This window comes from Streptomyces sp. 351MFTsu5.1 (assembly GCF_000383655.1).
In the GTDB taxonomy this organism is placed as follows: domain Bacteria; phylum Actinomycetota; class Actinomycetes; order Streptomycetales; family Streptomycetaceae; genus Streptomyces; species Streptomyces griseorubiginosus.
Window position 1 is genome coordinate 232,996 of sequence record NZ_KB911775.1, and the last position, 15,165, is coordinate 248,160.

Genomic DNA, 15,165 nt, shown 5'->3' on the forward strand with positions numbered 1-15,165 from the left:
GGTCTGGCCTAGCATCCGAGCATGACGGTCCTGCCTGACGACGGGCTCTCGCTGGCCGCCGAGTTCCCTGACGCGAACCTTGAACAGTGGCACGGCCTGGTGGCGGGTGTCCTGCGCAAGTCGGGCAGGGATGTCTCCGGCGCGGCAGCGGAGGAGGCCCTGTCCACCGCGCTGGAGGACGGGTTGCGCACCCGGCCTCTGTACACCGCGCACGACACCGCCCCCGAGCCCGGCTTCCCCGGCTTCGCCCCCTTCGTACGGGGAGCGCGGCCCGAGGGGAACACCGCGGGCGGCTGGGACGTACGGCAGCGGCACGCGGTCGCCGACAACGCCGCGGTGCTCGCGGACCTGGAGAACGGCGTCACCTCGCTGTGGCTCGCCGTGGGCGACGGGGGCATTCCGGTCGCGTCGCTGGGTCAGGTCCTCGACGGCGTGTATCTGGACCTCGCTCCGGTCGCCCTCGACGCGGGCCGCCAATTCGCCGAGGCGGCCGAGGAGTTGCTGCGGCTTTACGGCGAGCGCGGTATCACGGGCGAGTCCGTGCGCGGCAGCCTGGGCGCCGACCCGCTGGGTCACGAGGCCCGTACCGGCGAGGAGTTGGACTTCGCGCCGGTCGTCCCGCTGGCGCTCAGGTGCGCCGAGGAGTACCCGGGGCTGCCGGCGCTGACCGTGGACGCGCTGCCGTACCACGAGGCGGGAGGTTCGGCGGCGCAGGAGCTGGGCGCCTCGATCGCCACCGGTGTCGCCTATCTGCGGGCGCTCACCGAGGCCGGTCTGAGTGCCGAACAGGCCTGCGCGCAGCTGGAGTTCCGGTACGCGGCGACGGCCGACCAGTTCCTGACCATCGCCAAGCTGCGCGCGGCACGCCGGCTGTGGGCGCGGGTCGCCGAGGTGTGCGGGGTGCCCGCCGCGGGGGCGCAGGCGCAGCACGCCGTGGTGTCGCCGGTGATGATGACCCGCCGGGACCCGTGGGTGAACATGCTGCGCGCGACGATCGCCACGCTGGCCGCGGGGGTCGGCGGGGCCGAGTCCGTCACCGTGCTGCCCTTCGACCACGCGCTGGGCCTGCCGGACGCGTTCGCCCGCCGTATCGCCCGCAACACGTCGACGATCCTGGTCGAGGAGTCGCATCTGTCCCGGGTGATCGACCCGGCGGGCGGCTCCTGGTACGTGGAGCGGCTGACCGACGAACTCGCCGAGTCCGCCTGGGCGTTCTTCCGGACGATCGAGCGCGACGGCGGCCAGGCGGCCGTCCTGCGCTCCGGCCGGCTCCGCACGGACCTGGCGACGACGTGGGCGCGGCGCTCCAAGCAGCTCGCCACCCGCCGCGAACCCGTCACCGGTGTCAGCGAGTTCCCGTTCCTGGCCGAGAAGCCGGTCGAGCGGGAGCCCGCCCCCGAGCAGGCGTCCGGGGGTCTCCCCCGGGTCCGGCGAGACGAGGCGTTCGAGGAGCTGCGCGCCCGCTCCGACGCCCACCTCGCGGCGACCGGGGCACGCCCGCGGGTCTTCCTGGCCGCGCTGGGCCCCGCCGCCGCCCACACCGCGCGCCTGACCTTCGCCGCCAACCTCTTCCAGGCCGGCGGCGTCGAGCCCGTCACCGAGGGCACCTTCGAGGAGAGCGGCGCCACCGAGGCCTGTCTGTGCTCCAGCGACGCGCTGTACGAGGAGCAGGCCGAGGAGACCGCGGAGGCCCTCAGGTCGGCGGGCGCACGGCATGTGTTCCTCGCCGGACGCCCGGGGCAGTACTCCGGCGTGGACTCCTACGTCTTCGCGGGCTGCGACGCCGTAGCCGTGCTCACCGCCACCCTCGACCGCATGGGAGTGTCCTGATGTCCAGCATCCCCGACTTCACCGGGATCGAGCTGGGGACCCCGGCCGCCGACGGCGGCGCCGACGAGTGGCGTACGGCCGTCAAGAGCGCCACGCAGGAGGCCGAGCCCGTCTGGGAGACCCCGGAGGGCATCGCGGTCAAGCCCCTCTACACCGGCCGTGACCTGGAGGGCCTGGACTTCCTGGAGACGTACCCGGGTGTGGCGCCGTATCTGCGCGGGCCCTACCCGACGATGTACGTCAACCAGCCCTGGACGATCCGCCAGTACGCGGGCTTCTCCACCGCCGAGGAGTCCAACGCCTTCTACCGGCGCAATCTCGCGGCCGGCCAGAAGGGCCTGTCGGTCGCCTTCGACCTGCCCACGCACCGCGGTTACGACAGCGACCACCCCCGGGTGACCGGTGACGTCGGCATGGCGGGCGTGGCGATCGACTCGATCTACGACATGCGGCAGCTGTTCGACGGGATCCCGCTGGACAGGATGTCCGTGTCGATGACGATGAACGGCGCCGTGCTGCCGGTGCTGGCGCTGTACATCGTGGCGGCGGAGGAACAGGGTGTCGCGCCCGAGAAGCTGGCCGGGACCATCCAGAACGACATCCTCAAGGAGTTCATGGTCCGCAACACCTACATCTATCCGCCGAAGCCGTCGATGCGGATCATCTCCGACATCTTCGCGTACACCTCGCAGCGGATGCCCCGCTACAACTCCATCTCCATCTCCGGCTATCACATCCAGGAGGCGGGCGCGACGGCCGACCTGGAGCTGGCGTACACCCTCGCGGACGGCGTGGAGTACATCCGGGCCGGGCGTGAAGCGGGCCTGGACGTGGACGCGTTCGCGCCCCGGCTGTCGTTCTTCTGGGCGATCGGCATGAACTTCTTCATGGAGATCGCCAAGTTGCGGGCGGCGCGCCTGCTGTGGGCGAAGCTGGTGCGGCAGTTCGACCCGCAGAACGCCAAGTCCCTCTCCCTGCGCACCCATTCGCAGACCTCGGGCTGGTCGCTGACCGCGCAGGACGTGTTCAACAACGTCACCCGCACCTGTGTCGAGGCGATGGCGGCGACCCAGGGCCACACCCAGTCGCTGCACACCAACGCCCTCGACGAGGCACTGGCGCTGCCCACCGACTTCTCCGCGCGCATCGCCCGCAACACCCAGCTGCTGATCCAGCAGGAGTCCGGCACCACCCGGGTCATCGACCCCTGGGGCGGCAGCGCCTATGTGGAGAAGCTGACGTACGACCTCGCCCGCAAGGCCTGGCAGCACATCCAGGAGGTGGAGGCGGCGGGCGGCATGGCGAAGGCGATCGACGCCGGCATCCCCAAGCTGCGCATCGAGGAGGCCGCGGCCCGTACCCAGGCCCGTATCGACTCCGGCCGCCAGCCGGTGATCGGCGTCAACAAGTACCGGGTGGAGACCGACGAGGCGATCGAGGTCCTGAAGGTCGACAACTCCTCCGTGCGCACCAAGCAGATCGAGAAGCTGCGGCGGCTGCGCGCGGAACGGGACGAGACCGCCTGCCGGGACGCCCTCGACGCGCTGACCCGGGCGGCGGACGGCGACGGCAACCTCCTGGAGCTGGCCGTGCACGCGGCCCGCGCGAAGGCCACCGTCGGCGAGATCTCCGACGCCCTGGAGAAGGTCTACGGCCGGCACGCGAGCCAGATCCGTACGATCTCCGGCGTGTACCGCAACGAAGCAGGGGAGTCGCCCTCCGTGGACCGCACCCGCGCCCTGGTGGACACCTTCGAGGAGGCCGAGGGCCGGCGTCCGCGCATCCTGGTCGCGAAGATGGGCCAGGACGGCCACGACCGCGGTCAGAAGGTGATCGCCACCGCCTTCGCCGACCTCGGCTTCGACGTCGACGTCGGCCCGCTGTTCCAGACCCCGGGCGAGGTGGCCCGGCAGGCCGTGGAGGCGGACGTGCACATCGTCGGCGTCTCGTCGCTCGCGGCCGGGCACCTCACCCTCGTACCGGCGCTGAAGGAGGCGCTGGCCGAGGAGGGCCGGGAGGACATCATGATCGTGGTGGGCGGGGTGATCCCGCCGCAGGACGTGCCCACGCTGCTGGAGATGGGGGCCGCGGCCGTCTTCCCGCCCGGGACGGTGATCCCGGACGCGGCGTACGACCTCGTCCAGCGGCTCTCGGCCGACCTCGGGCACGAGCTGTGATCGATGTCGACACCTATGTGAAGGGCGTCCTCGACGGCAAGCGCGCTCTGATCGCCCGCGCGATCACGCTGGTCGAGTCCACCCGGCCCCAACACCGGGTGCTGGCGCAGGAGTTGCTCACCGAGCTGCTTCCGCACAGCGGCCGGGCCCGGCGGATCGGGGTCAGCGGGGTACCGGGCGTGGGCAAGTCGACGTTCATCGACGCGTTCGGCACGATGCTGACCTCGCTGGGGCACCGGGTGGCCGTGCTCGCCGTGGACCCGTCCTCCAGCCGTACGGGCGGCTCCATCCTCGGCGACAAGACCCGGATGGAGCGCCTGGCCGTCGACCCGGCCGCCTTCGTACGGCCGTCCCCGACCGCGGGCACGCTCGGCGGGGTCGCGAAGGCGACCCGGGAGTCGATCGTGGTGATGGAGGCGGCGGGCTACGACGTCGTCCTCGTCGAGACGGTCGGCGTAGGGCAGTCGGAGACCGCCGTCGCCAACATGGTCGACTCGTTCCTGCTGCTCACGCTGGCCCGTACCGGCGATCAGTTGCAGGGCATCAAGAAGGGCGTCCTGGAGCTGGCCGACGTGATCGCCGTGAACAAGGCGGACGGCCCGCACCAGCGCGACGCGCAGGCGGCGGCGCGGGAGTTGGCGGGTGCGCTGCGTCTGATGCACGGCAAGGACGCGGCCTGGACGCCCCCGGTACTGAGTTGCAGCGCCCGGGAGTCGACAGGCCTGGACACGGTCTGGGAGCGTCTGGAACAGCACCGCACCCTGCTGGACTCCACGGGCCGGCTCGCCGCCAAGCGCCGTGACCAGCAGGTGGACTGGACCTGGTCGATGGTCCGCGACGAGCTCCTCGGCCGGCTGCACGCCGACCCGGCCGTCCGCGCCCTCGCCCCCGACCTCGAACAGCGGGTCAGGAACGGCGAGTTGACGGCGACGCTGGCCGCCGAACGCATCCTGGGGGCGTTCGGCACGACCTCGGACTGACCCCGGGGGCGCCGCGCAGTGCCGCGCCCCCCGGCGGCTCGTAGCGCCGCACGCGCGACGCGCAGGCCCGCACGGCGGCGGCCACGGTCCTGGCGCGAACCGCAGCGGCCCGCACGTAGGCCGCCGCCCGGCCCCGGGCTCAGGAGGCCCGCACGCAGGCCCCGCCCTGGCGCAGACCGTAGGCGGCCCGCACGGAGACCGCCGCCCCGGCGCGAACCGCAGGGGCCCGCACGGAGACCGCCGGCCTGGCGCAAACGGCAGGGACGCCGGCACGGAGCCCGCCGACCGGTCTCGGGCCCCTCCGGCACCGGAGCCTCGCCCAGCCCCCTACGCGCCGGGGCCCCGGGTCATGCGGCTCCGGCGCTGGAGCCCAGGGCCGGTCCGCCGGCCCGCTCCCCCGGCTCGGCGAACGGCGTCGACGGAGTCTCCCGCACCTTGGCGACCGCCCAGGCCATCTGCTGCCGTACGTCCTCCGCGACCCGTTCCCCGTGGACCGCACCCAACAGGGCCTCCGCGAGGTGGTGCAGCTTGGTGTTGGTGTTCTGGGAGGCGGTGACGAGCACCGTCCAGGCGTCCTCGGAGCTCAGCCCGAAGGAGGCCATCACGATGCCGCGGGCCACATCGATGGACGGGCGGGTCCGCATGGCCCGGCGCAGCTGGGCGACCTCCAGACGCAACTCCTCGTCGACGTCCGCGCCCGGCTCCTCGTCGGCGGGCACGGGGTCCGGGGCCTCGGGACGGCTCTCCGCCCCCTCTGCCCCCACCGCCTCCTCCGGCCTGAACAGTTCCCGCGCGCCGGTCAGGTCGAGCAGGCGCCCGAGGGCCGGGCCGCACGCGGCGACGGTGACCGTCTTGCCCTGGTCCAGGGCCTCCCGGCGCAGGTCCAGCAGGACGTTGAGCCCGGCGCAGTCGCAGAAGCCGACGCCCGTCAGGTCCAGGTCCACCCCGGTGGACGAGGTCGCCAGAAGGGCGTAGAGCTCCGGCTGGAGCCGCTCCGCGCCGATGTCCAGCTCACCGCGGCAGACGACGGTCACCCGGTCGCCGGCCGTCACGGCCTCGACGGAGGCCAGACACGGCGGACGCTTGTCCGTCGCGCTGAGGGGCTGCGCCGAGTGCGCAGGTTCCGGCATGGCCCTCTCCCTCATGTGCTCCGCTGCCTTGCTCACCAGATTCGCCGCGTCGACCCACATGCGTCAACTAATACATGAAATTTAGTTCAGGTTTTTGGATGCGTGAATATGTGGTCGCTAGAGTTGAGCCATGGATGGAGTGCCCGAGCCACACACCGGATGGACGTTCGTCACCAACCACGCGCGCGTGCTGGCCGCGATCGCCGACAACCACAGCGCCCGCATCCGCGACATCGCCGCGCACTGCCGGCTCACCGAACGTGCCGTACAGAAGATCATTTCCGATCTGGAGCAGGACGGATACCTCTCGCACGTCCGGGAGGGCCGCACCAACACCTACCGCATCGAGGCGGGCCAGGTGCTGCGCCATCCCGCCGAGGCGGGCCTGACGGTGGCCTCCCTGCTCTCCCTGCTCGTCCAGGACGAGGCGAGCCGCTCCAGCGGCCCCGAGGGCTCCGGTGAGCTTCCCGCAACGTCGCGTTCATGACAGTCCGGCACCCGCGTTAACAGCCGCTACGTAACGTGACCGGCCGTGGGACCGGAGCCGTGCACCCAACCGCGAACAGCGCCGCCAGACCGCTCATGACCGACCTCCGGGCTCCCCCGTGCCGCCGATGACGCCGAACGGGTCCCCACGCATCCCCCACCCCCCGCACAGCCCATCGGGAGGCGTGACATGAGCACTACCGAATCACGGTCGGCAACGGCAGAACCGACGACAACCACCGACCAGGCGGTCAGGGAGACCCTGGAGGACTACACCCTCCGCTTCGCGCCCCGCAGTTACCGCCGCTGGACCCCCATGGTGGTGGCCACCACCGCCCTCGGCGGCATCGCCTACATGGCCGACTTCTCCATCGGCGCCGGCATCGGCCTGGCCCACGGCACCGGCAACGCGCTCGTCGCGATCGCGGTCGCCGCCGTGGTCATCTTCGTCACCGGTCTCCCCCTCGCCTACTACGGCGCCCGCTACAACATCGACCTCGACCTGATCACCCGCGGCTCCGGCTTCGGCTACTACGGGTCGGTACTGACCAGCGTCATCTTCGCCAGCTTCACCTTCATCTTCTTCGCCCTCGAAGGCTCGATCATGGCCCAGGGGCTGAAGCTGGGCCTCGGACTGCCCCTGTGGCTCGGCTATCTCGTCTCCACGCTGATGGTGATCCCACTGGTCATCTACGGCATGAAGGCGCTCAGCAAGCTCCAGGTGTGGACGACTCCGATCTGGCTGCTGCTGATGGTCGGTCCGCTGGTCTATCTGATCGTCACCGACCCCGGCACCGTCGACCGCTTCCTCGCCTACGCCGGCACGGACGGCGACGGCGGCGTCAACACCGCCTCCGTGCTGCTCGGCGCGGGCGTGTGCCTGTCCCTGATCGCGCAGATCGGTGAGCAGATCGACTACCTGCGCTTCATGCCGCCCAAGACCGAGGAGAACAAGCGCACCTGGTGGACGGCCGTCCTCATGGCGGGTCCCGGCTGGGTGGTGCTCGGCGCACTGAAGCAGGCCATCGGGGTCTTCCTCGCGGTGTACATCCTCGCCAAGGTCGGCCCGGACGTCGCTCCCGAGCCGATCCAGCAGTTCAAGGGCGCCTTCGACGCGATGATGCCGTCCTGGCTCGTCCTCCCGCTGGCCGTGGCCCTCGTCGTGATCAGCCAGATCAAGATCAACGTGACGAACGCCTACTCCGGCTCGCTCGCCTGGACGAACTCCTTCACCCGGGTCACCAAGCACTACCCCGGACGCATGGTCTTCGTCCTGGTCAACCTGGGCTTCGCGCTGGTCCTGATGGAAGCGGACATGTTCAGCTTCCTCAACGACATCCTGGGCTTCTACTCGAACTGCGCGATCGCCTGGGTCGTCACCGTCGCCACCGACATCGGCATCAACAAGTACCTGCTGAAACTCTCCCCGCTCCAGCCGGAGTTCCGCCGCGGCATGCTCCACGCCGTCAACCCGGTGGGCGTGGTCGCCTTCGTCGCCGCCTCCGGCCTGTCGATCGCGATGTACTTCCACGCCCTGGGCGACACCCTCCAGCCGTACTCCCCGGTCGCCGCCGCCGTCATCGCCTTCGTCCTCACCCCGCTGATGGCGATCGTCACCAAGGGCAGGTACTACCTGCGCCGCACCGGCGACGGCATCGACGAGCCCCTGCTGGACGCCGACGGCAACCCGAGCGCGCTCACCCTCGACTGCCACGTCTGCCGCCAGCCCTACGAGCGCCCCGACCTGGCCGCCTGCGCCACCCACGACGCCGTGGTCTGCTCGCTGTGCCTCAGCACGGACACGGCGGGCGACCACATCCTGCCGGCGACGGCCTGAGGCGCCGCGGTCCACGTCGGACGACAGCGGTGGGCGCCCGGGATACACGGACGCCCACCGCGGTCAGGCCGGCGCCCCGAACCACCGGGCCAGGTGCGCCGCCAGGTCCCCCTGGTCCTCGCCCACCCACGCCACATGGCCGTCCGGCCGCAGCAGCACCGCGGGCGCGTCCAGTGCGGCACCGGGGTCGACGACATGGTCGACCCGGTCCGACCAACCCGCCGGTGTGAGGCGGCGGGTCCGGTCGAGCAGCAGTCCGCGGCCGCCGTGCATCCGTTCGTACAGGCGGCCGCGCTCCAGCGCGAGATCCCGCAGGCGCCGGCCGAGCGGCTCGGGGCCCGGGCCGAGGTCGTAGCGGATCCCGACTCCCGTGATCCTCTCGACCAGGTACCGGTTCACGTCCTCGAACTCCGCGAGCTGCGCCAGCAGCCTGCACACCGACCGCGGTCCGGGCTCGGGGGACATCAGCACGGACTGGGCGCGGACGATGTCCAGGACGTCGGCGGCGACCGGGTGCCGCTCGGCGTGGTAGCTGTCCAGCAGTCCTGCGGGAGCCCAGCCGGCCACCTCCGCGGCCAGTTTCCAGCCGAGGTTGAAGGCGTCCTGGATTCCGAGGTTGAGGCCCTGGCCGCCCACCGGCGCGTGGACGTGCGCCGCGTCTCCCGCCAGCAGCACCCGGCCCACCCGATAACGGTCGGCCTGCCGAGCCGCGTCGCCGAAGCGGGACAGCCAGCGCGGCGAGTGGACGCCGAAGTCGGTGCCGGCGACCGCCCGGAGCCGTCGCCTGAAGTCGTCGAGGGTCGGCGCGGCCGTCCGGTCCTCGCTCACATCCCCGGCGGGCACCACGACCCGGTACACGCCGTCCCCGACGGGTCCGAGACCGAACCACTTCTCCCGCTCGCGGACCTCGGTCATCACGGCGGTCACCGTCTCCGGACCGGCGTCGACCTCCATCTCGCCCAACAGCGCCTCCCGCGTGGCCGGTTCACCGGGGAAGCCGACCCCGAGCAGCTTGCGCACGGTGCTGCGGCCGCCGTCGCAGCCGACGAGGTGGCGCGCCCGCAGCCGGGTGCCGTCGGCCAGTTCGACGTTCACGCCGTCCTCGTCCTGGCTCAGCCCGGCCAGTTCGGCGCCCCGCCTGATCTCGGCACCGGCCTCCACGGCGTGTTCGGCCAGGAGGCGGTCGGTCACGGTCTGCGGGATGGCGAGCGTGTAGGCGTGCGCGGTGTCCAGCCCGTCGGGCCAGCCCTTGGTGACGCCGGCGAAGAAGTTGCCCGCCCGGGACTGCTTGCCGTGCGCGAGGAACTGCTCCAGCAGCCCCCGCTGGTCCAGCACCTCGACACTGCGCACGTGCAGGCCGAGTGCGCGGATGTACGGGAAGGGTTCGCGCTCCTTCTCCAGCACGACCACCCGCACGCCGTGCAACCGCAGTTCGGCGGCGAGCATCAGCCCGGTGGGCCCGCCTCCGGCAATGATCACGTCGAACACCGATTCCCCCGTCTCTCAGCGATGTGCGTCCTTCTCCTGCGTGACCGCTCCCGCCCGGATCACACCCCCTGCGGCTGGAGATAGCGCGCCAGCAGGTCGTCCAGCGTGACCATGCCCGTGAGGGTGCCGGAGTCGTCCCGTACGACGGCCAGGGACGCGCGGTTGCGGCGCAGCAGGTCGATCGCGTCGGCGACCTTGGTGTCCTCGGTCAGTTCCGGTACCGGCCGGGCCAGGGCGCGGGCGGTGGCGGTGCGGCCCTGGGCGCGGGCGACCAGGGCGTCCCGGACGTGCAGGGAACCGAGCACCCGGTCGTCCTCGCGGACCAGCATGCGGGTGCGGTCGTGGTCGGCGGCCGTGCGCAGGACGGTGTCGAGGTCGGCGGCGCCGGGCACCGAGGTGATGTCCGCGGCCGGGATCCGGAGGTCGCCGACCGGGGTCTCGGGCTCGGTGAGCGAGCGGGTGAGCAGCTCCGAGTCGGTCTCGCTGATGAGTCCGAGCCGCTCCGACTCCTCGACCAGATGGGTGAGTTGCTCACGGTTGTGCACGGCGGCGAGCTCGTCGCGCGGGGTGACCCGGCACAGCCGTACCAGCGCGTTGCTCAGGGTGTTGAGCACCGAGATCAGCGGCCGGACCGTCTTGACGAGGGCCCGGAAGGGCGGCGCGAGCAGCATCGCGGAGCGCTCGGGGTGGGCGATGGCCCAGGACTTGGGTGCCATCTCGCCGACCACCATGTGCAGGAACACCACGACGACCATGGCGAACACAAAGGCCACGCCGTAGCTCAGGGCCGTGGGCAGGCCCAGGTCGTGCAGCAGCGGGTCGAGTTCGTGGGAGATCGCGGGCTTGGAGACCGAACCGAGGCCCAGGGTGCACACGGTGATGCCGAGTTGGGCGCCGGCCAGCATCAGGGACAGCTCGCGCATCCCGGCCAGTGCCGCCTTCGCACCGCGCCGGCCCTCCGCCGCGGCCTTCTCCATGCGGTGCCGCTTGGCGGCGACCAGCGCGAACTCGGCCGCGACGAAGAACCCGCTGCCGATCAGCAGCAGGACGGTGACGAAGAGCGCCATGGGGAAACTCATGCCTCACCCGTCCTGACGGGGAGTGCCGTCGGGAAGCTCATGCCTCGTCCACCCTCTCGATGCGGACCCGCTCCGGCACGTGCCGGTCCAGGGTGCGTACGTCGATCACCGCGCGGGCTCCGTCGAGCAGGTCGACGGTGACCCGGTCGCCGATGGCCGGGAAGCGGCCCAGGCGGTCGACGACCAGCCCGGCGACGGTGTCGTAGTCCTCGTCCTCGGGCAGCTCGATCCCGGTGGCGTCGGCGATCTCGTCGAGGCGGCGGCCCGCGTCGACCAGCCAGCCCCCGCCGTCCGGCACCGCGGGTTCGGTGACGGTGTCGGTCTCGTCCGCGATGTCGCCGACGAGTTCCTCCGCGATGTCCTCGTAGGTGACGATGCCGGCGACTCCGCCGTGTTCGTCGAGGACGACCGCGAACTCGTCGTCGCGCTCCCGCATCTGCGCGACCGCCTCCGGCAACGGCAGCGTGTCGGGCAGCAGGAGGGGCTTGCGGGCCAGGGAGCCCGCGGTGGCCCGGGCGGGGTCGCCGGCCGGCAGGCGCATCAGCTCGCGTACGCCGAGGACGCCGGGGACGTCGTCGGGGTGGTCGCCGAGGACCGGGTAGGTGGAGTGGCCGTGCTCGGCGATCAGGCCGACGGCTTCGGCGGCGGTGGCGTCCCCGCGGACGAAGACGGTGTCGACGCGCGGCACCATCACCTCGTCGAGGGTGCGCTCGGAGAACTCCAGGGCGTGGTCGAGGAGTTCGGCGGTGTCCCGGGGCAGCTCGCCCTGCTCGTGGGACTCGCCGATGAGGTGGCCGAGCTCCTCCAGGGTGGCGCCGTGGTGGAGTTCCTCGACGGGTTCGATGCCGACCCGGCGGAGCAGGCGGTTGGCGGCGCCGTCGAAGACGTGCACCAGCGGGCCGACGACCTTGAGGTAGCCGAGCGTGGAGGGCGCGAGGGCCTTGGCGAGCCGTTCGGGAACGGCGATGGCGAGGTTCTTGGGGGCGAGTTCGCCGAGGACCATCTGGACGACGGTGGCGAGCACGAAGGCAAGGACGACGGAGATGCCGCCGACGGCGCCCTCGGGGATGCCGATGCCGGTCAGGGCTGGTTTCAGCAGTGCGGAGACGGACGGTTCGGCGATGAAGCCGACGACGAGTCCGGTGACGGTGATGCCCAGCTGGGCGCCGGACAGCATGAACGACAGCCGCTCCAGCACCGTCAGCGCGCGGGCGGCCCTGCGGTCGCCCGCCTCCGCCTGGCGGGAGAGGGCGAGCCGGTCCACGGAGACGTACGCGAACTCCTGCGCGACGAAGTAGCCGGTGCCGGCGGTCAGCAGGAAGACGGCGAGCAGGCCGAGAAGGGCACTGGTGGTACTCAACGGCGGGTCGATCGCGTCGGGCTGGAGTCCGTCGGTGGGGCGGACACGGGCTTGCTCCTTCAGTAGGGGTGTCAGAAGAACGGCCAGGAGGGGGTGTCAGAGGAACGACCGGGACGAAAGCGGCGTTCCCAGGTCTGCGGCGTTCCCAGGTCTACCAGCCGGGCGGGGGCACCGCCCGGCGATCACACGGCGTCACACAGCGGCAGGGGCCGGGCCGACCAGCTCGGACAGGACGTCCTCCATGGTCACGAACCCGAGGACGGCCCCCGTCTGTCCCGTCACCGCCGCCAGATGACTTCCGTCGGCGCGCAGCGCGGTGAGGGTGTCGTCGAGCGGGGTGTCGATGCGGACCCGGGTGACCGGGTGCAGGGCGGAGCGGGGGAAGGGCCGGTCGCGGTCGGTGACGCCGAGGGTGTCCTTGATGTGCAGATAGCCCAGCAGGGTGCTGTCCGGGCCGGTGACCGGGAAGCGGGAGTACCCCGCGTCGGCGGCCGTGCGCTCCAGGCGGGCCGGGGTGACCGAGGCGTCGACGGTGCGCATCCTGGGGACCGGGACGAGGATCTCGCCGACCGGACGGGTGCCGAGCTCCAGCGCGTCCCGCAGCCGTTCGCCGTCGGCGGGCGAGAGCAGCCCGGCCTCGCCGGACTCGACGACCATGCGGGCGAGCTGGTCGTCGGTGAAGACCGACTCCACCTCGTCCTTCGGTTCGACGCGCAGCAGCTTCAGCAGGGCGTTGGCGAAGGTGTTGATGCCGAACACGAAGGGCCTGAGCGCCCGCGTGAGGGCCACCAGGGGCGGTCCGAGGAGCAGCGCGGTCGGCACGGGGGCCGCCAGGGCGATGTTCTTCGGGACCATCTCGCCGATCAGCATGTGCAGATAGGTGGCCAGCGACAGCGCGATCACGAAGGCGATCGGGTGCACCAGCCCGTGCGGGACGTGGGCGGCCTCGAAGCCGGGCTCCAGCAGGTGCGCGATGGCCGGTTCGGCGACCGCGCCCAGCACCAGCGAGGAGACGGTGATGCCGAGCTGGGCGGTGGCCATCATCGCGGAGAGGTGTTCGAGGCCCCACAGGGTCATCCGGGCCCGCTTGTCGCCGGCACGCGCGCGTGGCTCGATCTGGCTGCGGCGCACGGAGATCAGGGCGAACTCGCCGCCCACGAAGAACGCGTTGGTCAGCAGGGTGAGGGCGCCGACGAGCAGTTGGACGGTGGTCATCGGGACTCCTCCCCCGCCGGGACCGGCACCCGCGCGGGTGCGGTGATGCGGATCAGGTCGGCGCGGTGGTGGTCGACGTCCAGGACCTCCAGGCGCCAGCCGTCCAGGTCGAGGTCGTCGCCCTTGGCGGGGATGCGGGAGAGCCGGGTGGCGACCAGTCCGGCCACGGTCTCGTACGGCCCCTCGGGCGCCGTGAGGCCTATCCCGGCGAGCCGGTCGACGCGGACGGAGCCCTCCGCCTCCCAGGCCCCGGTGCCGGCGGGCCGCAGGTCGGGCATCTCGACGGGGTCGTGCTCGTCGCGGACCTCGCCGACGACCTCCTCGACGATGTCCTCGACGGTCGCCACGCCGGCGGTGCCGCCGTACTCGTCGATGACGACGGCCATGGTGCGGGTGGCCCGCAGCCGCTGAAGGAGCCGGTCGGCGGTGAGGCTGTCCGGGACCAGCAGGGGTGCGGTGGCCAGCTCGGTGACCGGGGTGACGGCCCGCTTGCCGGGCTCCAGGGCAAGCACGTCACGGATGTGGACGGTGCCGATGACCTCGTCCAGGCTGTCGCGGTAGACCGGGAAGCGGGACAGGCCGGTGGCGTGGGTGAGGTTCGCCGCGTCGGCCGCGGTGGCGTGCGCTTCGAGGGCCTTTACGTCGACGCGCGGGGTCATGACGTTCTCGGCGGTCAGCTCGCCCAGGTGCAGGGTGCGGACGAACAGTTCGGCGGAGTCGGCCTCCAGGGCGCCCTCGGCGGCGGAGTGCTCGGCGAGCGCGACCAGTTCCTCGGGGCTGCGGGCGGAGGCCAGCTCCTCGGCGGGCTCCAGGCCGAAGCGTCGTACGACGGCGTTGGCGGTGTTGTTGAGGTGTCGGATGAAGGGGCCGAAGACAGCGGTGAAGGCGCTCTGCGGCCCGGCGACCACCTTGGCGACGGCCAGCGGTCGGGAGATGGCCCAGTTCTTCGGCACCAGCTCGCCGACCACCATGAGCACGACGGTCGACAGGGCCACGCCCAGCGCGGTCGCCACCGGTGCGGCGGCCCCGCCCAGACCGAGGCCGGCGAGCGGGCCCCTGAGGAGCGCGGCGAGGGAGGGTTCCGCGAGCATGCCGATCACCAGAGAGGTGGCGGTGATGCCGAGCTGGGCGCCGGAGAGCTGGAGGGTCAGCCGCCGGACCGCCTTCAGGGCACCCTCGGCGCCACGCTCACCGGCTTCGGCGGCCCGCTCCAGGTCACCACGCTCGACGGTGGTCAGGGAGAACTCGGCGGCGACGAACACGGCGCAGGCCAGCGTCAGCAGGAGGGCCGACAGGAGCAGCAGGATCTCGGTCACCGGGCCGCCTCCCGCCCCTCGTACGGGTGGGACGCGGCTCGGCTGGTACTGGGAGGCTCACCCATTGCGGGTCCGTGGCTCCTTCGGGTCGGGACGACGTTCACCCAATGGTAAAGGACAGGCAAAGCGTCTTGGCAAGGGGAGACCGGGCAATTTTTCTACGCACTTGTAGAAGGTGAGGTCTCAGGTCCACGGCAAGCGGGAAGGGAGACGGGCCATGGCGGTGCTGCCGCGCACGTCACGGGCGGTCCAGGGCAGGGACACCCG

The 15,165-nt window shown here is 71.9% G+C and carries 11 protein-coding genes; 5 read left to right on the top strand and 6 right to left on the bottom strand.

The genetic code is table 11. The features are described from left to right. The first annotated feature begins 21 nt into the window (after nucleotides 1-21). The 3 genes from H295_RS0101035 to meaB are packed head-to-tail and all read left to right on the top strand — an operon-like array spanning nucleotide 22 to nucleotide 4,987. Nucleotides 22-1,830, top strand: a complete 1,809-nt coding sequence (locus H295_RS0101035; RefSeq protein ID WP_020133484.1) for a methylmalonyl-CoA mutase family protein — start codon at nucleotides 22-24, stop codon at nucleotides 1,828-1,830. Beyond that, on the top strand, nucleotides 1,830-4,007 hold the full coding sequence (gene scpA, locus H295_RS0101040) for a methylmalonyl-CoA mutase (protein WP_020133485.1): 2,178 nt from the start codon (nucleotides 1,830-1,832) through the stop codon (nucleotides 4,005-4,007). Before H295_RS0101035 ends, scpA begins: the two co-directional genes overlap by 1 nt. Then, entirely contained in the window at nucleotides 4,004-4,987 is a 984-nt protein-coding gene (gene meaB / locus H295_RS0101045; RefSeq protein ID WP_020133486.1) for a methylmalonyl Co-A mutase-associated GTPase MeaB, read from the top strand. The genes scpA and meaB overlap by 4 nt, the downstream gene beginning before the upstream one ends. Nucleotides 4,988-5,334: 347 nt before the next feature. Here meaB and H295_RS42535 read toward each other — a convergent pair whose 3' ends face one another. After that, nucleotides 5,335-6,117 (bottom strand): ANTAR domain-containing protein, encoded by a 783-nt coding sequence (locus H295_RS42535; RefSeq protein WP_106960744.1) that lies wholly within the window; start codon nucleotides 6,115-6,117, stop codon nucleotides 5,335-5,337. A 130-nt stretch (nucleotides 6,118-6,247) separates the two neighbouring features. Between H295_RS42535 and H295_RS0101055 the strand changes: the two genes are divergently transcribed. Next, complete coding sequence (locus H295_RS0101055) at nucleotides 6,248-6,604, top strand: helix-turn-helix transcriptional regulator (protein ID WP_028808930.1); 357 nt, start codon at nucleotides 6,248-6,250, stop codon at nucleotides 6,602-6,604. A 189-nt stretch (nucleotides 6,605-6,793) separates the two neighbouring features. Further along, nucleotides 6,794-8,440 carry a purine-cytosine permease family protein gene (locus H295_RS0101060; protein ID WP_020133489.1) on the top strand — a complete coding sequence of 549 codons (1,647 nt, stop codon included), beginning with the start codon at nucleotides 6,794-6,796 and terminating at the stop codon, nucleotides 8,438-8,440. Between the two features lie 63 nt (nucleotides 8,441-8,503). Here the strand turns inward: H295_RS0101060 and rox are convergent, their stop codons facing one another. The 5 genes from rox to H295_RS0101085 all read right to left on the bottom strand — a co-directional run bounded on the left by rox (nucleotide 8,504) and on the right by H295_RS0101085 (nucleotide 14,898). After that, nucleotides 8,504-9,928, bottom strand: a complete 1,425-nt coding sequence (rox, locus tag H295_RS0101065; RefSeq protein WP_020133490.1) for a rifampin monooxygenase — start codon at nucleotides 9,926-9,928, stop codon at nucleotides 8,504-8,506. A 59-nt stretch (nucleotides 9,929-9,987) separates the two neighbouring features. Next, nucleotides 9,988-11,007, bottom strand: a complete 1,020-nt coding sequence (locus H295_RS0101070) for a hemolysin family protein (RefSeq protein ID WP_028808931.1) — start codon at nucleotides 11,005-11,007, stop codon at nucleotides 9,988-9,990. A gap of 37 nt (nucleotides 11,008-11,044) precedes the next feature. After that, nucleotides 11,045-12,367, bottom strand: a complete 1,323-nt coding sequence (locus H295_RS0101075) for a hemolysin family protein (RefSeq protein WP_020133492.1) — start codon at nucleotides 12,365-12,367, stop codon at nucleotides 11,045-11,047. 192 nt (nucleotides 12,368-12,559) lie between these two features. Then, on the bottom strand, nucleotides 12,560-13,582 hold the full coding sequence (locus H295_RS0101080; RefSeq protein ID WP_020133493.1) for a hemolysin family protein: 1,023 nt from the start codon (nucleotides 13,580-13,582) through the stop codon (nucleotides 12,560-12,562). Further along, nucleotides 13,579-14,898, bottom strand: coding sequence for a hemolysin family protein (locus tag H295_RS0101085; protein WP_020133494.1), 1,320 nt, complete (start codon nucleotides 14,896-14,898; stop codon nucleotides 13,579-13,581). The genes H295_RS0101080 and H295_RS0101085 overlap by 4 nt, the downstream gene beginning before the upstream one ends. Nucleotides 14,899-15,165: the final 267 nt, after the last annotated feature.